The 20,771-nt window shown below is 55.7% G+C and carries 14 protein-coding genes, 3 pseudogenes and 1 riboswitch; of the genes and pseudogenes, 13 read left to right on the forward strand and 4 right to left on the reverse strand.

The genetic code is table 11. The features are described 5' to 3' along the window. Window positions 1-84: pseudogene (leuD, locus tag C7433_RS07010) on the forward strand (3-isopropylmalate dehydratase small subunit); the annotation flags it as partial. 72 nt (window positions 85-156) lie between these two features. On the opposite strand, the pseudogene C7433_RS07015 reads toward leuD (C7433_RS07010), so the two are convergent. Continuing rightward, window positions 157-378, reverse strand: a pseudogene (locus C7433_RS07015) (MFS transporter); the annotation flags it as partial. On the opposite strand from C7433_RS07015, the pseudogene leuD (C7433_RS07020) reads away from it, so the two are divergent. Then, a pseudogene (leuD, locus tag C7433_RS07020) lies at window positions 361-555 on the forward strand (3-isopropylmalate dehydratase small subunit); the annotation flags it as partial. The pseudogenes C7433_RS07015 and leuD (C7433_RS07020) sit on opposite strands and share 18 nt — an antisense overlap. A 72-nt stretch (window positions 556-627) precedes the next feature. On the opposite strand, the gene C7433_RS07025 reads toward leuD (C7433_RS07020), so the two are convergent. Continuing rightward, window positions 628-1,806 carry an MFS transporter gene (locus C7433_RS07025; RefSeq protein ID WP_033740244.1) on the reverse strand — a complete coding sequence of 393 codons (1,179 nt, stop codon included), beginning with the start codon at window positions 1,804-1,806 and terminating at the stop codon, window positions 628-630. Window positions 1,807-2,059: 253 nt separating this feature from the next. Here C7433_RS07025 and sgrR point away from each other — a divergent pair, with 253 nt between their 5' ends. From sgrR to thiQ, 4 genes are all read left to right on the forward strand, one after another. Then, entirely contained in the window at window positions 2,060-3,721 is a 1,662-nt protein-coding gene (sgrR, locus tag C7433_RS07030) for an HTH-type transcriptional regulator SgrR (protein ID WP_110267854.1), read from the forward strand. Between the two features lie 35 nt (window positions 3,722-3,756). Then, a riboswitch (TPP riboswitch) is annotated at window positions 3,757-3,861 on the forward strand. A 43-nt stretch (window positions 3,862-3,904) separates the two neighbouring features. Further along, window positions 3,905-4,891, forward strand: a complete 987-nt coding sequence (thiB, locus tag C7433_RS07035; protein ID WP_054634688.1) for a thiamine ABC transporter substrate binding subunit — start codon at window positions 3,905-3,907, stop codon at window positions 4,889-4,891. Further along, a complete protein-coding gene (thiP, locus tag C7433_RS07040) occupies window positions 4,867-6,477 on the forward strand; it encodes a thiamine/thiamine pyrophosphate ABC transporter permease ThiP (RefSeq protein WP_110267855.1) in 1,611 nt (536 codons plus the stop codon). The genes thiB and thiP overlap by 25 nt, the downstream gene beginning before the upstream one ends. Continuing rightward, window positions 6,461-7,162, forward strand: a complete 702-nt coding sequence (thiQ, locus tag C7433_RS07045; protein WP_006117655.1) for a thiamine ABC transporter ATP-binding protein ThiQ — start codon at window positions 6,461-6,463, stop codon at window positions 7,160-7,162. The genes thiP and thiQ overlap by 17 nt, the downstream gene beginning before the upstream one ends. Here the strand turns inward: thiQ and C7433_RS07050 are convergent. Beyond that, on the reverse strand, window positions 7,159-7,923 hold the full coding sequence (locus C7433_RS07050) for a DedA family protein (RefSeq protein ID WP_006117654.1): 765 nt from the start codon (window positions 7,921-7,923) through the stop codon (window positions 7,159-7,161). The two genes, thiQ and C7433_RS07050, sit on opposite strands and share 4 nt — an antisense overlap. 167 nt (window positions 7,924-8,090) lie before the next feature. Here C7433_RS07050 and polB point away from each other — a divergent pair, with 167 nt between their 5' ends. From polB to rluA, 3 genes are all read left to right on the forward strand, one after another. After that, entirely contained in the window at window positions 8,091-10,451 is a 2,361-nt protein-coding gene (gene polB, locus C7433_RS07055; RefSeq protein ID WP_110267856.1) for a DNA polymerase II, read from the forward strand. 155 nt (window positions 10,452-10,606) lie between these two features. Then, window positions 10,607-13,513, forward strand: a complete 2,907-nt coding sequence (gene rapA, locus C7433_RS07060; RefSeq protein WP_033740345.1) for an RNA polymerase-associated protein RapA — start codon at window positions 10,607-10,609, stop codon at window positions 13,511-13,513. Between the two features lie 37 nt (window positions 13,514-13,550). Beyond that, window positions 13,551-14,204 carry a bifunctional tRNA pseudouridine(32) synthase/23S rRNA pseudouridine(746) synthase RluA gene (gene rluA, locus C7433_RS07065; protein WP_006117651.1) on the forward strand — a complete coding sequence of 218 codons (654 nt, stop codon included), beginning with the start codon at window positions 13,551-13,553 and terminating at the stop codon, window positions 14,202-14,204. A 53-nt stretch (window positions 14,205-14,257) separates the two neighbouring features. Here the strand turns inward: rluA and djlA are convergent, their stop codons facing one another. After that, entirely contained in the window at window positions 14,258-15,070 is an 813-nt protein-coding gene (gene djlA, locus C7433_RS07070; RefSeq protein ID WP_006117650.1) for a co-chaperone DjlA, read from the reverse strand. Window positions 15,071-15,252: 182 nt separating this feature from the next. Here djlA and lptD point away from each other — a divergent pair, with 182 nt between their 5' ends. From lptD to rsmA, 4 genes are read left to right on the forward strand one after another with little or no spacing between them, the layout of a single operon-like run. Further along, window positions 15,253-17,625 carry an LPS assembly protein LptD gene (gene lptD / locus C7433_RS07075; protein WP_164482942.1) on the forward strand — a complete coding sequence of 791 codons (2,373 nt, stop codon included), beginning with the start codon at window positions 15,253-15,255 and terminating at the stop codon, window positions 17,623-17,625. A 54-nt stretch (window positions 17,626-17,679) separates the two neighbouring features. Then, a complete protein-coding gene (gene surA, locus C7433_RS07080) occupies window positions 17,680-18,975 on the forward strand; it encodes a peptidylprolyl isomerase SurA (RefSeq protein ID WP_054634509.1) in 1,296 nt (431 codons plus the stop codon). Continuing rightward, window positions 18,965-19,957 (forward strand): 4-hydroxythreonine-4-phosphate dehydrogenase PdxA, encoded by a 993-nt coding sequence (gene pdxA, locus C7433_RS07085; RefSeq protein ID WP_054634510.1) that lies wholly within the window; start codon window positions 18,965-18,967, stop codon window positions 19,955-19,957. Before surA ends, pdxA begins: the two co-directional genes overlap by 11 nt. Beyond that, window positions 19,950-20,771: a 16S rRNA (adenine(1518)-N(6)/adenine(1519)-N(6))-dimethyltransferase RsmA gene (gene rsmA, locus C7433_RS07090; protein ID WP_033740232.1), complete on the forward strand. Its 822-nt coding sequence runs from the start codon at window positions 19,950-19,952 to the stop codon at window positions 20,769-20,771. The genes pdxA and rsmA overlap by 8 nt, the downstream gene beginning before the upstream one ends.

Genomic DNA, 20,771 nt, shown 5'->3' on the forward strand with positions numbered 1-20,771 from the left:
GGACTGGACAGCATCGGCCTGACGCTACAGCACGAAAGCGCGATTTCAGCTTACGAAAATAACCAGCCCGCCTTTATGCGCTAAGCTTCGTTATCACCGTACGGCCCGGTCTGCTGACCGGGCTTTTTTTTGCCCTGCGCATCTCACAGGCGCGGATCACGCCTCTTTGACTCTTCTGATCATCACCAACGTAACCAGCGAAATCGCTGCAATCACCCAGTACACACTGCCGTGCCCAAAATGTTCAACCAGCGCACCCTGACATAGCCCCGCCAGGATAATCCCGGTCGAAATGCTGTTAGTAAACAGGGTGGTGGCCGCGCCCGCCCGTCCAGGCATCAGATCCTGAAACCACAACATGCCAATGCCTGCGACCACTTCGAAGTGGATCTGGAAGCGCAGGTGGTTAAAGCCGGCGACAAGACCTACAGCTTTAAGATTGATGATTTCCGTCGCCACTGCATGCTGAACGGACTGGACAGCATCGGCCTGACGCTACAGCACGAAAGCGCGATTTCAGCTTACGAAAATAACCAGCCCGCCTTTATGCGCTAAGCTTCGTTATCACCGTACGGCCCGGTCTGCTGACCGGGCTTTTTTTTGTCCTGCGCATCTCACAGGCGCGGATCACGCCTCTTTGACTCTTCTGATCATCACCAACGTAACCAGCGAAATCGCTGCAATCACCCAGTACACACTGCCGTGCCCAAAATGTTCAACCAGCGCACCCTGACATAGCCCCGCCAGGATAATCCCGGTCGAAATGCTGTTAGTAAACAGGGTGGTGGCCGCGCCCGCCCGTCCAGGCATCAGATCCTGAAACCACAACATGCCAATGCCTGCGACCACGCCGATAAACAGGGCGTTAAACACCTGCAGGATCAGCAGCGCCAGATGGCTGTGAAACAGGATAAGGCCGCTGTAGAACACGACGGCAGCAGCCACGGCGGCGGCCATCATATTCCGTTTGCCCCATCGTTTGGCGTAAAAGCCCGCCACGATCATGACCGGGATCTCCAGCCCGGCAGCCGTACCCATTAAGATTCCGGCCAGATTTTCAGGTAAGCCCAGATCCGTACTGATCCATAACGGCATGTCGATGATATACATGGTATTGCAGGTCCACATCAGCGTCGATGCGGCAAACAAAATACGCACATCACGAATACGCCAGCCACTCAGCGGAATTCCGCCTGACTGCATCAGGGACGCGGTGCGCGGCACCGAGGGCACCGTGAACCAGATCAGCAGAAAACAGAGAAAAAACAGCCCGGCGGCCACGCTGAACAACGTGACAAAGCCAAAATTCAGCGCCAGCGCAAATGACAATGGCGGGCCAATCACCCAGGCCAGCGAGACCTGAGCACGCATGACAGAGCTGAACATCACCACTTCGCGCGAAGCACTGTCGGCATATTCACGCGCCAGGGCAAAAAGCTGCGGCATGGCGACATTCGCCAGCGACGACAGCAGTACGCCCAGCGTTATCAGCGTCAGATAATGGCGGGTAAAGGCGAACAGGAGCGCGTTTGCCAATGCCAGCATGCAGCACAGCAAGATGATATTGCGGCGATCGCCGACCCGGTCGGAACGTTTTGCGATCATCATGCTCACCACAATCCCGGCAACGGCATTGAGGGTAAAAAACAGTCCAACCCACAGCGGCGGCACCTGCACTTCTCGCGATAAAAACAGGCTCAGCGTCGGTGCCTGAAGCGCGCCCGCTACGCCGAGGATAAAGGCGGTCACCATAAAAGCGAAAAACACTGGATTGAAACGGCGCGAGAATGCTAACAAAGATTTCATGCCTTATCCCTGACAGAACAACAATAGAAACGGGAAGCGTGTCCCCCGACCATAACCTGCAACGTAAAAAAAACCAGCAGAATAACTCTGCTGGCAAAATCGTAGCACACTACTCAGAAGGGACGGGCATCGCTGCCGTCCATGTCAGAGCGCCATCCATCGCTGAATGCCTCCCGCTCTTCCAATGCGAGAAAGTTTGCCTCTAAAATAGGGCAGGAAAAACAGAGCAGGTTTCAGAGGGAGTTCCTCTTTTATGTCGTCATCACGTCTGAAGCAGCAGTTCATTCGTCTGTGGCAGAGCTGTCAGGGGCAATCGCAGGAAACCACCCTGGGTGAACTGGCCGACGCCCTGCACTGTTCACGTCGCCATATGCGGAACCTGCTTAACAGGATGCAGGAAGCCGGCTGGCTCACCTGGCAGGCGGAGGCCGGACGGGGCAAGCGATCCGTGCTCACCTTCTGCTACACCGGACTAACCCTGCAGCAGCAGCGCGCTGAAGACCTGCTGGAACAGGATCGTATTGATCAACTGGTGCAGCTTGTCGGCGATAAAGATCAGGTCAGACAGATGATCAGCGCGCATCTGGGCCGCAGTTTCCGGCAGGGAAAACATATTCTTCGCGTCCTCTACTACCGCCCTCTGCTCAATCTGCTGCCTGGATCGCCCCTGCGTCGGTCAGAAACCCATATCGCTCGCCAGATTTTTAGCGGTCTGACACGCATAAACGAGGAAAAGGGGGAAATCGAAGCCGATATCGCTCATCACTGGCAGCAACATTCGGATCGACACTGGCGCTTTTATTTACGTCCGGCTATCCGTTTCCATCATGGCCGGGAACTCGACATGGACGATGTGATTGCCAGCCTTGAGCGCCTGCGCCAGCATCCGCTGTTTTCCCATCTTCAGCGACTTGACTCCCCTGCCCCCTGGACGCTGGATATCTATTTAGATCAGCCCGACAGCTGGCTACCCTGGCTGTTGGGCAGCGTCAGCGCCATGATTCTGCCGCGCGAGTGGCCCGATATGCGCGATTTTGCCCGTCAGCCCATAGGGACAGGGCCCTATCGGGTCATCCGCAATCAGCAAAGTCAGCTGAAGATCGAAGCCTTCGACGACTACTTTGGCTATCGCGCCTTGATCGATGACGTGTCGGTATGGGTGCTGCCCGAGATCAGTGACGAAGTGGTTTATGCCGGTGTTCGCCTGCAGGGCGAACAGGCCGATGAGAAACAGGAAGAGAGTCGGCTTGAAGAGGGCTGCTACTTTTTACTGTTTGACCAGCGCTCCGCGAAGGCAGGCGAACCGGGCATTCGACGCTGGCTTAGCTTCCTGCTTAACCCCATCGCCTTACTGAACAATGCGGATCTGGGCTACCAGCGTTACTGGTTTCCTGCTTACGGCCTGCTGCCCCGCTGGCACCACCGGCGTGATTTGACACCGGTAGAAAAACCCGCAGGCCTGACACACCTGACGCTGACCGTTTATAACCAGCACATTGAGCACGTCAGTATCACCGATGCCTTGCGTCCACTACTGGCGCAACACGACGTGACGCTGGACGTGCGTGAGGTCAGTTATGAATCCTGGCATCAGGGCACAGGTGAAAGCGATATCTGGCTCGGCAGCGTCAACTTTACCCTGCCCCTGGACTATTCTCTGTTTGCGCTGTTATACGAAGTCCCGTTGTTGCAGCACTGCCTGCCGGTGAACTGGCAGCAGGATGCTGCGCGCTGGCGTGAGAAAACACTCCCCCTTGCTGAATGGGCGAAACAGCTGGTTGAAAGCAACTGGCTTCATCCGTTGTTTCATCACTGGCTGCTGCTGGAAGGCCAGCGCAGTATGCGCGGAGTACGGATGAATACGCTGGGGTGGTTTGACTTTAAATCCGCCTGGTTTGCACCGCCCACGCTGTGATCCTTTCCCGGCGGGCATTAAATGACTAGAATGTGACGTTCTCAACGGGGTGCCTCTTTCCATCATGTCAGAGCGCTGAGATATACCCGTCGAACCTGAATCGGTTAATGCCGACGTAGGGATTTGAGAGGCAACTTTGCTCAGATCCTTTGCGACTCACCCCTGCCGCTATAGGAGCGCAAAGTGTTAAAAAACGTCCTGCCCGTGCTGCTGTTACTCTCTGCCCCGGTCTTCGCGGCCAAACCTGTCCTGACGGTTTACACCTATGATTCGTTTTCCGCTGACTGGGGACCCGGTCCGGCCGTTAAAAAAGCCTTTGAAGCCCAGTGCGGTTGCGAACTGAAATATGTGGCCCTGGAAGACGGGGTTTCGCTGCTGAATCGCGTCCGTCTGGAAGGCAAGAACAGCAAGGCCGATGTGGTCTTAGGACTGGATAACAACCTCCTGCAGGCCGCGCAACAAACCGGGCTGTTTGCCAAAAGCGACGTTGATACCGGTAAATTGCAGGTTCCCGGCGGCTGGAAGGACACCACCTTTGTGCCCTTCGATTACGGCTACTTCGCGTTCGTCTATAACAAAAACACGCTGAAAAACCCACCAAAGAGCCTCAAAGAACTGGTCGAAAGCCCCGAAAAATGGCGCGTGATTTATGAAGATCCCCGCACCAGCACGCCGGGCCTTGGCCTGCTGCTGTGGATGCAAAAAGTCTACGGGGACAAGGCGCCTGAAGCCTGGCAAAAGCTGGCAAAGAAAACCGTCACGGTGACCAAAGGGTGGAGTGAAGCCTACGGTCTGTTTCTGAAAGGCGAGAGCGATCTGGTGTTGAGCTATACCACGTCGCCGGCTTATCACATTATTGAAGAGAAGAAGGATAACTATGCCGCGGCACCGTTTGCCGAAGGCAACTATCTGCAGGTGGAAGTGGCAGCCCGCCTGGCTAACAGCAAACAACCAAAACTGGCAGAGCAGTTTATGCAGTTCATGGTCACGCCCGCTTTCCAGAATACGATTCCAACCGGCAACTGGATGTACCCGGTGATCAAAACCGACCTGCCTGCAGGCTTTGCTTCACTCAGCGTGCCGAAGACGGCATTACAGTTTTCGCCTGAAGCCGTCGCCAGCCACCGTTCACAATGGGTCAGCCAATGGCAACGCGCCGTGAGCCGCTGATCCCCTTCTGGCTGATTCCGGGTTCACTCGCCACGTTGCTGCTCTGCAGCGTGGCGTTGTCAGCTTTTGCTGCACTGTGGATGGCGGCCCCGGCGACCGACTGGCGCGCGGTTCTGCAGGATACCTATCTGCATCATGTGATTGGCTTTTCATTTACGCAGGCGCTGCTCTCCGCCCTGCTCTCTTTGCTGCCGGCCATTCCGCTGTCCCGGGCTCTTTATCGACGCCGTTTTCCTGGCCGTCAGGGATTATTACGCCTGTGCGCCATGACGCTGGTCTTGCCGGTGCTGGTCGCGGTATTTGGTCTGCTCACTGTCTATGGTCGGGTGGGCTGGCTGGCCCGGCTTTGCGCCTGGCTTGGCGTGGACTATCACTTCTCGCCTTACGGGCTTCAGGGCATTTTGCTGGCCCATGTTTTTTTCAACCTGCCGCTGGCCACGCGCCTGATGCTGCAGGCGCTGGAAAGCATTCCGGCCGAACAGCGTCAGCTTGCTGCACAGCTGAATATCCGTGGCTGGCATCACTTTCGGCTCCTTGAATGGCCGTGGCTACGTCGCCAGTTACTGCCTACCGGTGCGTTGATTTTCATGCTCTGCTTCGCCAGTTTTGCCACGGTTCTTTCACTGGGTGGCGGGCCGCGGGCCACCACTATCGAACTGGCCATTTTTCAGGCTTTAAGTTATGACTACGATCCGGGACGCGCCGCACTCCTGGCGTTGATTCAGCTTGGCTGCTGCCTGGTGCTGGTGCTTCTCAGTCAGCGCTTCAGTCACGCCATTCCCGCTGGCAACACGCAGCGCCAGGGCTGGCGCGATCCGCAGGATTCCGTGCTGGCGCGCATCAGCGACATCGCCCTCATCGGTTTAGCCTTGCTGTTACTGCTACCGCCCCTGATCGCAGTGATTATTAATGGCCTGGACGGCGGACTGCGCGGCGCCTTGCAACAACCGGCGTTGTGGCAGGCAACATTCACCTCACTGCGCATCGCCCTGGGCGCTGGCGTGCTGTGCGTGTTACTGACGACCATGCTGCTCTGGAGCAGCCGCGAACTGCGCCTGCGCCAGCGTAAACTTGCCGCACAATTTATGGACACCAGCGGCATGCTGATTCTGGCCATGCCGGGTATCGTGCTGGCAACCGGCTTTTTCCTGCTGCTGAATGCCACTACAGGGCTGCCCGATGCGGCGGATGGCGTAGTGATGTTCGCCAATGCACTGATCGCCATTCCCTATGCCCTGAAAGTGCTGGAAAACCCGATGCGGGATATCGCAGAACGCTATAACCACCTGTGCGGCGCATTAGGGATCAGCGGATGGAACCGCCTGACGCTGATAGAACTCCGTGCACTGAAGCGGCCACTGGCACAGGCGCTGGCGTTTGCCTGCGTACTGTCAATTGGAGACTTTGGCGTCGTGGCGCTGTTCGGTAACGCCGATTTCCGTACGCTGCCGTTCTACCTCTATCAGCAGATTGGTGCCTATCGCGGGGCCGACGGAGCCGTTACCGCATTACTGTTGCTGGTGCTCTGCCTGTCTCTGTTTACTCTGATGGAAAAATTACCGGGTCGCCATGCTGACACTGAATAATCTGACTTACCTGTATCAGCATTTGCCGATGCGTTTTTCCCTTCACGCCGGGCGCGGCGAACGGCTGGCGATTCTTGGTCCAAGCGGCGCGGGTAAGAGTACGTTGTTAAATCTGATTGCCGGCTTTCTGCCCGTCAGCCAGGGCAGTCTGATAATGGATGGCGTCGATCATACCCACAGCGTGCCCGCTCAGCGCCCGGTATCGATGCTGTTTCAGGAAAACAATCTGTTTCCGCATCTCAGCGTGGAACAGAATCTGGGGCTGGGCTTACATCCCGGGCTCAGGCTGACTGCGGACCAGCGTCAGCAGGTCGCCACCATTGCACAGCAGGTCGGGCTCAGTGAGATGCTGTCGCGCCTGCCAGGCCAGCTCTCAGGTGGACAACGTCAGCGCGTAGCGCTGGCACGCTGCCTGCTGCGCGAGCGGCCGGTATTACTGCTGGATGAACCTTTCTCGGCGCTTGATCCGGCACTGCGTGGCGAGATGCTCAACCTGGTGCGTACCGTCTGCGAAGCCCGTGAAATCACATTACTTATGGTGTCGCACAGTCTTGAAGATGCGCAGCAGATTGCGCCACGCAGCGTGGTGGTGGTAGATGGACGGGTTTACTGGGATGGCGCAACGGACCGGCTGCTGTCAGGGGACGTGCGGGAAGCCGATGTGCTCGGCATCCCACGTCGTTAACCGATAAAGACCTGCCACAGCAGGTGGCGGAAAACTGGCATCATCGGGTGAAACTGAATACCGACGAAGGCCGCAACGGCCACGACCAGGCCCAGTGGCGCGAGCCAGCGCAGTCGTTCAGGCGGCAAATACGCGGTGGCCCAGTCGCGGGTCTTTTCACCGCGCCACCAGCGCCAGCACAGCCAGCATCCCAGCCACACCACAAGGGCAACGGCAACCAGCAGCCAGATAAAGTGACCGCCCTGGGCTTCTTTCGGGACATCAATCGCCACGCCTGCCAGAATCCCCGGCAACAGATAAAGCGGGGGCCATAAAATACAGCCGATCAGATTGGGGGGCAGAAACTTGCGTACCGGCAATTCCAGCATACCTGCCGCCAGCGGGATCAGCGGGCGAGTGGGTCCCACAAAACGGCCGACCAGAATGGTAAACATGCTGTGCTGATAGAGCGCATGTTCGGTTTTATCCAGCAGCCCTTTGTATTTTTGCAGGTATTTCCAGCGATGAAGCGGCCCCTGAAATTTCCAGCCAATCCCGTAAGAAACCCAGTCGCCAAGCAGACAACCGACGAAGCCAGCGGCCCAGGCGGGATACAAACCGATCTGCCCACTGCCCACCAGCGCGCCAAGGCTCGCCATCATCACGGTGCCGGGGAGCAGCAGCCCCACAAACGCCAGTGACTCCAGAAACGTCACCAGCGCCACGGCAAACAGCGCCCACTCCAGCGACTGTGTAATCAGGTGTTGAACCCAGGCTTCCATATCAATCCTCAGAAAAAGCAGAAGGCTGGATTGTCCAGAGCAGACATCACAGCGTCAAGGCAAGAATTGTAGGCCAATATTGACAAAACGCACCGGGAGACACTGTATAAATATCCATGTTATACTTTTTAACCGCATGTCCGATTCGCTATCAGCCTGGAGAATACGTGAATAAGCCCCGCGCAGGGTTTCTGCTGAGCCGTCACTGGCGCGATACGCCGCAAGGCACCGAAATTACGCTCTGGCTGGCCACCGATGACGGTGCTCAGCGCGTCGTGCTGCCTGTGCAGGAATCGGTGACGTTTATTCCCTGCGAGTACCAGGCGCAGGTCGAAACGCTGCTGCAGGGCGAGCGCCAGGTGCGCATGCAGCCTCTCCAGTTAACCGATTTTCGCCGCCGGCCGGTATTTGGCCTTTACTGCCGCCAGCATCGCCAGCTTCAGTGGATTGAAAAGAAACTGCGCGAAAACGGCATTCCCCTTTACGAATCCGATATTCGTCCGCCTGAACGCTATCTGATGGAACGGTTTATCACCGCGCCCGTGTGGTTCGATGGTGACGCGCAGGGCGATGCGCTGGTTAACGCCCGGCTCAAACCGCATCCTGACTACCGCCCACCGCTGAAATGGGTCTCTCTGGATATCGAAACCACCCAGCATGGCGAGCTTTACTGCATTGGCCTTGAAGGCTGCGGCCAGCGTCAGGTTTACATGCTGGGACCGCCTAACGGCGATGCCAGCGCACTGGATTTCGAACTCATTTACCTGGAAACCCGCCCTCAACTGCTGGAGGCGCTCAATCGCTGGTTTGCCGACCACGACCCCGATGTGGTGATCGGCTGGAACGTAGTGCAGTTTGACCTGCGCGTTCTGCAGAAACATGCCGACCGCTATGGCATTCCGTTACGCCTGGGCCGCCAGCAGGCTGTACTGGAATGGCGTGAGCACGGTTTTAAACCCGGCGTGTTTTTTGCCCAGGCGACAGGTCGGCTGATCATTGACGGTATTGATGCGCTGAAATCCGCCTTCTGGGATTTCCCCTCTTTTAGTCTGGAGTCGGTTTCACAACAACTGCTCGGCGAAGGCAAAGCTATTGATAACCCGTGGCAGCGCATGGAAGAAATCAACTGGCGTTTTGCCAACGATAAACCGGCGCTGGCACGCTATAACCTGAAGGACTGCGAGCTGGTCACACGCATCTTCCATAAAACCGAGATCATGCCGTTTTTGCTGGAGCGCGCCGCCGTTAACGGGCTGGCGGTCGATCGTCACGGCGGCTCTGTGGCGGCCTTCAGCCATCTGTATATTCCCCGCATGCATCGGGTTGGTTTTGTCGCCCCCAATCTCGGCGATGTTGCGCCGGAAGCCAGCCCCGGCGGCTATGTGATGGATTCCCGGCCAGGCCTGTATGATTCCGTATTGGTGCTGGATTACAAAAGTCTTTATCCCTCGATTATCCGCACCTTTCTGATCGATCCCGTCGGCCTCATCGAAGGGCTGGCGCACCCAACGGATGCGGATTCGGTGCCCGGCTTTCGTGAGGCGCGCTTCTCACGCGAAACGCATTGCCTGCCCGCGATTGTGGAACAGATTTGGCAGGGACGCGAAACCGCGAAAAAACAGGGCAATAAGCCCCTGTCGCAGGCCCTGAAAATCATTATGAATGCGTTTTATGGCGTGCTGGGCACCAGCGCCTGCCGCTTTTTTGATCCTCGCCTGGCCTCGTCGATTACGCTGCGCGGTCATGCCATCATGCAGCAAACCCGCGAGCTTATTGAAGCCGAAGGCTATGATGTGATCTATGGCGATACGGATTCTACCTTTGTCTGGCTGAAGTCCGCCCGGGATGAAGCCGAGGCGGAAGCAACAGGCCGCGCACTGGCCGCGAAGGTCAATGACTGGTGGCGTGAACATCTCCAGCAGCAATATGGCCTGACGAGCGCACTCGAACTGGAATATGAAAATCACTTTTGCCGTTTCCTGATGCCAACCATTCGCGGTGCGGAACAGGGCAGTAAGAAACGCTACGCGGGATTAATTCGTGAAGGCGACAGTGAACGTATGGTGTTTAAAGGGCTGGAGTCCGTCCGGACCGACTGGACGCCACTGGCGCAGCAGTTTCAGCAGGAACTCTACAGCCGGATATTTCATCGTCAGCCCTGGGAAGAGTACGTCCGCACAACCGTTACACAGCTGCTGGCGGGCGAACTGGACGATCAGCTCATTTATAAGAAACGCCTGCGTCGTCCGCTGAAGGAGTATGAACGCAATGTGCCGCCTCACGTGCGCGCCGCCCGTCTGGCGGATGAACACAACCGTAAACTGGGTCGGCCGCTGCAATATCAGACCGGTGGCCGCATTCGCTATGTGATAGCGACGGGCGGCCCCGAACCCGTTGAAGCCCGGACCACGCCGCTCGACTACGCTCACTACGTCACGAAACAGCTGCAACCTGTTGCCGAAGGCATTTTGCCTTTCGTCGAGGGTGACTTTGCTACACTGATTACCGGGCAACTGGGGCTTTTTTGACAGGTGACGAATGCCCTGCCATCCAGTACCATAACGCCCTTCCTCAAAACTCACTGCTCTGACATACGCACCAGGCCCCTTTTGCCTGGTTGACATGCTATTGCCTGAGAATGGGGAACACCTTCAAAAACGTTAAAAATTCGAGCAAAAATTATATGGTTTTTACATTAGGTCAGCGTTGGATTAGTGATACAGAAAGTGAACTGGGATTAGGTACCGTGGTGGCGATCGATACTCGCATGATCACGCTGCTCTTCCCGGCCACAGGGGAAAATCGCCTCTACGCTCGCAGCGACTCGCCCGTCACCCGCGTGATTTTTAACCCGGGCGATACCGTGACCAGCCATGAGGGCTGGCAAATGCGGGTGGATGAAGTCCGTAATGACAATGACCTGATAACCTATATCGGTACGCGCCTGGATACTGAAGAAACCAACGTGATGCTGCGTGAAGTCATGCTCGACAGCAAACTGGTGTTCAGCAAGCCCCAGGATCGTCTGTTCGCTGGCCAGCTCGATCGCATGGATCGCTTCGCCCTGCGTTTTCGTGCGCGTAAATATCAAAGTGAACAGTACCGCCTGCCCGTCAGTGGCCTGCGTGGGATGCGTACCAACCTGATTCCCCACCAGTTGCATATCGCCCATGATGTGGGCCGTCGCCATGCACCGCGCGTTCTGCTGGCGGATGAAGTGGGTCTGGGTAAAACCATCGAAGCCGGTATGATCATTCAGCAGCAGCTGTTGGCTGGCCGCGCTGAGCGCGTACTGATTGTGGTACCAGAAACGCTGCAACATCAGTGGCTGGTTGAAATGCTGCGCCGCTTCAACCTGCGCTTTGCGCTGTTCGATGACGATCGTTACGCCGAAGCCCAGCACGACAGCGACAATGCCTTCGATACGGAACAACTGATTATCTGTTCGCTGGACTTTGTTCGTCGCAATAAGCTGCGTCTTGATAAGCTGGCCGACGCGGACTGGGATCTCCTGGTGGTCGATGAAGCGCATCACCTGGCCTGGTCTGAAGGTGAGCCAAGTCGTGAATACCAGGTCATTGAAAAGCTCGCCGAAAACACACCAGGCGTCCTGCTACTGACCGCCACGCCAGAACAACTGGGCATGGAAAGCCACTTCGCACGCCTGCGCCTGCTCGATCCCGATCGTTTCCACGACTTCGCCGCCTTCGTCGAAGAGCAACAGCATTTCCGTCCGATTGCCGATGCGGTCACCTCCCTGCTGGCGGATAATCCCATCTCGCAAGACGAGATGAATATGATTAATGAGCTGGTTGGCGAGCAGGATATCGAACCGCTGCTACAGGTCGCCAACAGTGACCGCGAGGGCAAACAAGAGGCGCGCCAGGAACTCATTTCCATGCTGATGGATCGCCACGGCACCAGCCGCGTGTTGTTCCGTAACACCCGTAACGGCGTGAAGGGCTTCCCGAAACGGGAATTGCATACCATTCGCCTGCCGTTGCCAGCTCAGTACCAGACGGCCATCAAAGTTTCCAGCATCATGGGCGCGCGTAAAAGCGCCGAAGAACGCGCGCGCGACCTGCTCTATCCGGAGCAGATTTATCAAGAGTTTGAAGGCGACACCGGCACCTGGTGGAACTTCGATCCACGTGTAGAATGGCTTATGGGCTATCTGACCAGCAACCGTAAAGAGAAGGTGCTGGTGATTTGCGCGCAGGCCGCAACCGCTCTGCAACTGGAGCAGGTATTACGCGAGCGTGAAGGTATCCGTGCCGCCGTGTTCCACGAAGGGCTGTCGATTATTGAACGCGATCGGGCTGCGGCCTGGTTTGCCTCAGAAGAAAACGGCGCACAGGTTCTGCTGTGTTCAGAAATCGGCTCTGAAGGCCGTAACTTCCAGTTCGCCAGCCGCCTGGTTATGTTCGATCTGCCGTTTAACCCGGATCTGCTGGAGCAGCGCATCGGTCGTCTGGATCGTATCGGTCAGGCGCATGACATTCAGATTCTGGTGCCATGGCTGGAAAAAACCGCTCAGGCGGTCCTGCTGCGCTGGTATCACGAAGGGCTGGATGCCTTTGAGCACACCTGTCCGACCGGCAGAACCCTCTATGACAGCGTGCACGCTGAACTGATTAATTATCTGGCTGCGCCGGAAAACAGTGAAGGCTTTGATGACTTTATCGACGCCTGCCGTAAACAGCATGACGCGCTGAAATCTCAGCTTGAACAAGGTCGGGATCGGTTACTGGAGTTGAACTCGAACGGCGGCGACGCCGCGCAGATGCTGGCGAATACCATTGCCGAGCAGGATAACGACACCGAGCTGGTCAACTTTGCCCTGAATCTGTTTGATATCGTGGGCATCAATCAGGAAGATCGTAGCGATAACCTGATTGTGCTGACGCCGTCAGATCATATGCTAGTCCCGGATTTCCCGGGCTTACCTGAAGACGGTTGCACCATCACGTTCAACCGCGATCAGGCCCTGTCGCGTGAAGATACCCAGTTTATTACCTGGGAACATCCGCTGATCCGTAACGGCCTGGATCTGATCCTGTCGGGCGACACGGGCAGTTGTGCGCTGTCGCTGCTGAAGAATAAGGCATTGCCTGTCGGCACGCTGCTGGTAGAACTGATTTACGTGGTGGAATCTCAGGCACCTAAGCATCTGCAGTTAACCCGTTTCCTGCCGCCAACGCCTGTGCGTTTGCTGTTAGATCGCAAGGGCACTAACCTGGCAGGTAAAGTGGAGTTCGAGAGCTTCAACCGTCAGTTGAATGCGGTCAACCGCCACACAGGCAGTAAGCTGGTGAACGCCGTTCAGCAGGATGTTCACGCTATTCTTACCCTGGCGGAAAAAGAAGTCGTCAGCGAAGCACGTGCCATAATCGATACGGCACGGCGCGAAGCGAGTGAAAAGCTGGGGGCCGAGTTATCGCGTCTGGAAGCCCTGAAAGCCGTCAACCCCAATATTCGTGACGATGAAGTTGACGCGCTGGAAAGCAATCGCGAGCAGGTGCTGGAAAGTCTGGATGAAGCCACCTGGCGCCTGGATGCGCTGCGTCTGATTGTGGTTACGCATCAGTAAGTTCAGGGCCGCAAAGCCCTCTTTTTTGGAATAATGTATGGAACCCTATAATCCGCCGCTTGAGCCCTGGCTGCACATTCTCTATCAGGATGCGCACATCATGGTGGTGAATAAGCCCAGCGGCCTGCTTTCCGTGCCGGGTCGACTTGAGGCGCACAAAGACAGCGTGATGACGCGGATCCAGCGGGATTATCCTGAAGCCGAATCGGTGCATCGGCTGGATATGGCCACCAGCGGCGTGATTGTCGTCGCACTGACGAAAGCCGCTGAGCGTGAACTAAAACGTCAGTTTCGCGAGCGCGAACCCGCCAAAACCTATGTCGCTCAGGTCTGGGGACATCCGGCAGAGGAAAAAGGCCTGGTGGATTTGCCCTTGATTTGTGACTGGCCCAACCGGCCAAAACAGAAAGTGTGTTTTGAGACGGGTAAGTCGGCACAAACCGAGTATCAGGTGGTGGAATATCGGGACGATAACAGCGCACGCGTCACGTTGAAGCCCATTACCGGCCGTTCGCACCAGTTGCGCGTGCATATGCTGGCGCTGGGCCATCCGATACTTGGGGACGGGTTTTATGCTCACCCGGAAGCCAGGGCAATGGCAAGCCGGCTTCTGCTGCATGCCGAATCGCTGACCATCACGCATCCTGCGTTTGGCAGTGCGATGACCTTCAAGCAGCCCGCCGATTTCTGACCGGCCCGTTTATGACTCGCGCCCCGCGGATGAATCACCGGGGCGCACGCCACTTACTTAAAGCCTTTTTCTTTGCGAATCAGATCGTAAGCCGACTGAATGTCCTGCGCTTTCTGTTTGGCCATTTCCATCATTTCTGGCGGTAACCCTTTTGCCACCAGCTTATCGGGATGGTGCTCACTCATCAGTTTGCGATAGGCTCGCTTGATGGTAGTGGCATCATCACTGCTTTTCACGCCCAGTACATTACAGGCATCGTCCAGCGTAGGACCGCGTTGTGCCTGCTGGAAACCGCCTTGAGAATAACTGCGGCCGCCGCCAAACTGCTGGCCGCCTTCCATCATGCGCAGAAACTGATCGAACTGGCTGTGTGAAATGCCCAACTCTTCACCAATAACGTACAGGACCTGACGTTCGTTGGGATGCAGTGTGCCGTCGGCAAACGCGGCCTGAATCTGAATTTCCAGAAACATCCGAATCAGGTCAAAACGACCAAAGCAGGCACTGCGTAATTCGCGCAGTTTGGTCCGCAACGGATATTCGCCCTGTTTGCCCTCACGAAAAGCACGTTGTGCGGCAGTACGCGCCTCACCGTGAAGCTGCATGCGGTCCATAAACAGAGACGCAATCTGGATGTCCGCTTCCGTTACGCGCCCTTTCGATTTGGTTAAATGCCCCATCACCTGAAACGTGGTGCTGAAAAACAGTGACTGTCGGGTCTGGGTGTTTGAAAAGTACGCCTTGCTTTGTGCGCCGCGAACCTTGTCAAATCCATGCCCAATGATCAGGCCGATTACAATTCCCCAAAAGCCCGCGCCAGACAATAATCCCAGCACCAGACCTATAACTTTTCCCCAGTAGCGCATAAACTCCTCAATTCGCCATGCTTACGGCTGAAAATTGCATTATCATACCTGTCATTTATCTCAGCGCCTAACGGCAGCGCGGACAGAAAAGGATTAACACTGGCGCAACGCCAGGCAGTGCGTTAGTCTCTGACCCGATTGTCGGCATGATGCCAGTTTTCATGGAATTCTCGATACCGCGTATGAAAAAACGTATACCTACTCTGCTGGCCACCCTGATCGGCGCAGCCATTAGCCAGCAAGCCTTCGCCGACGATTTAATGTCGCAGTGTATGTTAGGCGTGCCGAGTTATAATCGCCCTCTGGTCAATGGCGATCCCAATCAGTTGCCCGTTACTATTCACTCGGATTCCGTGAAAGGCAACTATCCTGATGATGCCATTTTCAAAGGTGATGTAGACGTCAGCCAGGGCAACAGCCGCATGCTGGCTGATGAGGTGCAACTTCATCAACGCCAGCCAGAAGGTCAGACGACGCCCGTCCGGACCGTCGATGCGCTAGGTAATGTGCACTACGACGATAATCAGGTCATCCTGAAAGGTCCGAAAGCCTGGTCGAATCTTAACACCAAAGATACTAACGTCTGGGACGGTGATTATCAGATGGTCGGCCGCCAGGGGCGGGGTACGGGCGATCAAATGAAGCTGCGTGGACAAAACCGTTACACCATCATGGAAAACGGCACCTTCACGTCCTGTCTGCCCGGCAGTAACAGCTGGAGCGTGGCGGGGTCCGAAATCATTCAGGATCGCCAGGAAGAAGTGGCAGAGATCTGGAACGCGCGCTTTAAGCTTGGCCCGGTTCCTGTGTTTTACAGCCCGTATCTGCAGTTGCCGCTGGGCGATCGGCGCCGCTCAGGCTTCCTGATCCCTAATGCCAAATACGGCAGCAGTAACGGTTTCGAGTTTATTCTGCCTTACTACTGGAACATCGCGCCTCAGGCCGATGCCACCATTACGCCGCACTATATGAGTAAACGTGGTCTGCAATTGCAGAACGAATTCCGTTACCTCACAGAAGCGGGCGCAGGCCTGGTCGAATTTGACTATCTGGCCTCAGACAAGCAGTACGACAATGATAAAGCGTTACGTCAAATCGCGCAGAACGACAGTTCTGATCGCTGGTTGTTTTACTGGCGTCATGCCGGTGTATATGACCAGCACTGGCGCTTTAACGCCGACTATACCAAAGTCAGCGATCCGTTCTATTTCAACGATTTGACGTCACCCTATTACACGTCCACCGACGGCTATGCCTCACAGAAATTCAGCGTCGGTTATGCGGATACTAACTGGGACGCAGCCCTGTCGACCAAAGATTTCCAGATTTTTGGTAATACCAGTAACAGCAATGTCTATCGTGCCTTCCCGCAACTTGACCTGAACTGGTACCAGAACGATGTCGGTCCGTTCGACACGCGGGTCTATGCTCAGGCTGTGAAATTTGTCAATGTAAACAGCAAGTTCCCTGAAACCACGCGTTTACATGTTGAACCTACGCTCGATCTGCCGTTATCAAACAGCTGGGCCAGCCTGGATACTGAAGCCAAATTTCTGGCCACGCACTATCAGCAAAAAGATGTTGATTACTACAACGCTAACTTTGCCCCCACCAGCACTACCAGCGGTGTCCTGAAAGACTCCGTCAACCGCACATTACCGCAGTTTAAAGTTGATGGGCGCATGGTATTTGATCGTGATATGGACTGGGCACAGGGTTACACCCAAACGCTGGAGCCAAGGGTTCAGTATCTGTATATCCCGTATCGGGACCAGAGCGACATCTATCCTTACGACTCCACGCTGCTGCAAACGGACTACACCGGCCTGTTCCGCGATCGCTCTTACAGCGGTCTGGATCGCATCGCCTCAGCGAACCAGGTCGCGACCGGTGTGACTACACGAATTTATGATAATGATCTGGTTGAACGTTTTAACGTTTCTGTGGGTCAAATCTATTCGTTCACGCCTTCGCGTACAGGCGTTAACCAGACCAATAAAGATGACGATACCGGCAGTCTTCTTTGGGCCGGGGATACGTACTGGAAGATCAGCGAACGCTGGGGCGTGCGTGGCGGGCTGCAATACGATACCCGCCTGAATAACGTGGCGCAGGGCAATACCGTGCTGGAATACCGTCGTGATGCTGACCGTATGGTGCAGTTGAGCTACCGTTACAGCAGCCCGGAGTATGTTGCTTCTGCGCTTAACGACAGCTCACTGGTGAATAACCCGATTTATAAAAACGGGATTTCACAGGTTGGCACCACGGCAAGTTGGCCAATTCATGATGCCTGGTCGGTGGTTGGCGCGTATTACTACGATACGCGCAATAATCGCCCGGCATCACAGCTGGTTGGCCTACAGTACAGCTCGTGTTGCTACGCGATTCGTCTGGGATATGAACGTAAAATCAACGGTTGGGAAAACAACGACAGTAAGTACGACAACCAAATCTCATTCAACATTGAGTTACGTGGCCTGAGCTCGAATTATGGCCTGGGCACTGGCCAGATGCTGAGTCAGGGGATCATCCCTTACCAGCGTGCATTCTGATGTTGTGATGTTTGACAGGCAATCCCGCAGTGCGGAACCAATAATGGATAAAGTATGAAGAACTGGAGAATGCTGATTCTTGGTGTGGCGATCAGTGCCAACACCGTGTTCGCAGCACCACAAGTGGTTGATAAAGTTGCAGCTGTGGTTAATAACGGCGTGGTCCTTGAGAGTGACGTGGACAGCATGATGAACACCGTTAAATCTCAGGCGAAACAGGCCGGCCAGCAGCTACCGGACGATAAAACCTTACGCCATCAGATCCTTGAGCGTGAGATTATGGACGCGATCATTCTGCAGTTAGGCGATAAAGCCGGTTTGCAAATCAGCGATCAGCAGCTGGATCAGGCCATTCAGAATATTGCCGCACAAAACCACATGACCCTCGATCAGCTGCGCAGTCGTCTGGCCTATGACGGTATGGACTACAACACGTATCGGTCGCAGATTCGTAAAGAGATGCTGATCTCTGAAGTCCGTAATAACGAAGTCCGCCGTCGCGTCACCATCCTGCCGCAGGAAGTGGATACGCTGGCAAAACAGGTGGGTGCGCAGAATACTCAAGGGACTGAGATGAATATCAGTACCATTCTTCTGCCGCTGCCTGAAAACCCGACACAACAGCAGGTTGACGACCAGGAAAAACTGGCAAAACAGCTGGTGAGCGAACTGAAGGGCGGTGCTGATTTCGGCAAACTGGCCGTTACCTACTCCGCTGACTCCCAGGCCCTGAAAGGCGGCAATATGGGCTGGTCAAAAATTGAAGAGCTGCCGACGCTGTTTGCTCAGGCTCTGGCCACGGCAAAAAAAGGCGATATCGTTGGTCCGATTCGTTCCGGTGTGGGCTTCCATATTCTGAAAGTGAACGATTTGCGTGGCGAAAGCAAAAACATCTCTGTCACCGAGGTGCATGCACGCCATATTCTGCTGAAGCCGTCACCGATCATGACTGACGATCAGGCCCGCGCGAAGCTGGAACAAATTGCCGCCGATATCCGCAGCGGTAAAACCACTTTTGCGGCCGCCGCAAAACAATTCTCTGACGATCCGGGCTCGGCTAACCAGGGCGGCGATCTGGGATGGACCTCGCCTGAAGTCTTTGACCCGGCGTTCCGCGATGCGCTACTACGCCTGAAAAAAGGGGAAATTAGCCAGCCCGTTCATTCCTCTTTCGGCTGGCATTTGATTCAGTTGCTGGACACGCGTCAGGTTGATAAAACGGATGCAGCCCAGAAAGAGCGTGCTTACCGCATGCTGTTCAACCGCAAGTTCGCGGAAGAAGCGCAGACCTGGATGCAGGAGCAACGTGCAGGGGCTTACGTGAAAATTCTGGATAACAATGCGCAGTGATTGTCGTGTGGTGATTACGCCCGGCGAACCCGCCGGGATTGGTCCCGATCTGGCTGTGCAACTGGCTCAACAGGCCTGGCCTGTTGAGCTGGTCGTTTGTGCGTCTCCCCAGCTCTTGCTGCAGCGCGCCGCATTGCTGGGTTTGCCTCTGACCCTTCGTCTTTACGATTCTGCCGAGCCTCCAGTGCCCCAGCAGGCCGGTACACTCACCGTCCTTCCCGTTGAACTCCCGCAGCCCGTCACACCCGGTACGCTTTGTGTCGACAACGGTCACTATGTACTGGAAACGCTGGCTCGCGCCTGCGACGGCTGCTTGTCCGGTGAGTTTGCTGCATTGATTACCGGCCCTGTGCATAAGGGCGTGATCAATGACGCGGGGATACCGTTTACAGGCCATACCGAATTCTTTGCCGAGCGTGCAGGCGCGCACCGCGTGGTCATGATGCTGGCAACAGAGCAGTTACGCGTCGCGCTTGCGACTACGCACCTGCCGTTAAAAGCGGTCGCTGACGCCGTCACCCGGGATTGCCTGCATGAAGTGATCACCATCCTGCATCAGGATCTCAAAGAGAAATTCGCGATCGCCCAGCCGCATATTTTTGTCTGTGGGCTGAATCCTCATGCGGGTGAAGGCGGCCACATGGGTCGGGAAGAGATAGACACGATTATCCCGGCACTAAATGAACTCCGCCAGCAGGGTATTCAGCTGACTGGCCCATTGCCCGCGGACACACTTTTCCAGCCCAAATATCTGCAACATGCCGATGCGGTGCTGGCGATGTATCACGATCAGGGCTTACCGGTCCTCAAATTTCAGGGATTTGGTCGCGCGGTGAATATTACCCTCGGCCTGCCGTTTATCCGTACCTCAGTCGATCACGGCACCGCGCTTGAACTAGCCGGGCTGGGTCAGGCTGACGCGGGCAGCTTTATCACGGCGCTTAATCTCGCCATCACTATGATCAAGAGCAGTAATGAATAATCGCGTCCATCAGGGGCACTACGCCCGTAAACGTTTCGGGCAGAACTTCCTGAACGATCAATACATTATCGACAGCATTGTCTCCGCCATTCATCCGCAACGCGACGAAGCGTTAGTTGAGATTGGGCCGGGCCTCGGTGCCCTGACAGAACCGGTCGGCGAACGTCTCGACAGCTTAACGGTTGTGGAGCTTGACCGCGATCTGGCAGCCCGCCTGCAGACACATCCGTTTTTAGGTCCTAAGCTGACGATTTATCAGCAGGATGCCATGACCTTTGATTTTGCCGCGCTGGCTAAAGAGAAAGGCCAGCCGCTACGCGTCTTTGGTAATCTGCCCTACAACATTTCGACCCCGCTGATGTTTCATCTGTTCAGCTATACTGGTTCGATTAAAGATATGCACTTCATGCTGCAGAAAGAAGTGGTTAATCGCCTGGTGGCCGGTCCGGGCAGCAAAGCATATGGTCGCCTGAGCGTCATGGCGCAGTATTACTGCCAGGTCATCCCAGTGCTGGAAGTGCCACCGCACGCTTTTACGCCGCCTCCTAAGGTGGATTCAGCGGTAGTACGTTTGGTGCCTTTTATGACGCCACCGCATCCGGTAAAAGACGTGCGTATTTTAAGCCGTATTACCACGGAAGCGTTCGGCCAACGTCGTAAAACGCTGCGTAACAGCCTGAGCCATATGGTGACTGCGGGTGCGCTGGAAGACTTGTCGATCGATACGGGCCTGCGTGCAGAAAACGTGTCGGTTGCGCAATATTGTCAGTTAGCAAACTGGTTGGCAGACCATCTGGATAAACCGCAGGAGTAA

This window comes from Pantoea sp. PNA 03-3, assembly GCF_003201175.1.
GTDB lineage: Bacteria > Pseudomonadota > Gammaproteobacteria > Enterobacterales > Enterobacteriaceae > Pantoea > Pantoea stewartii.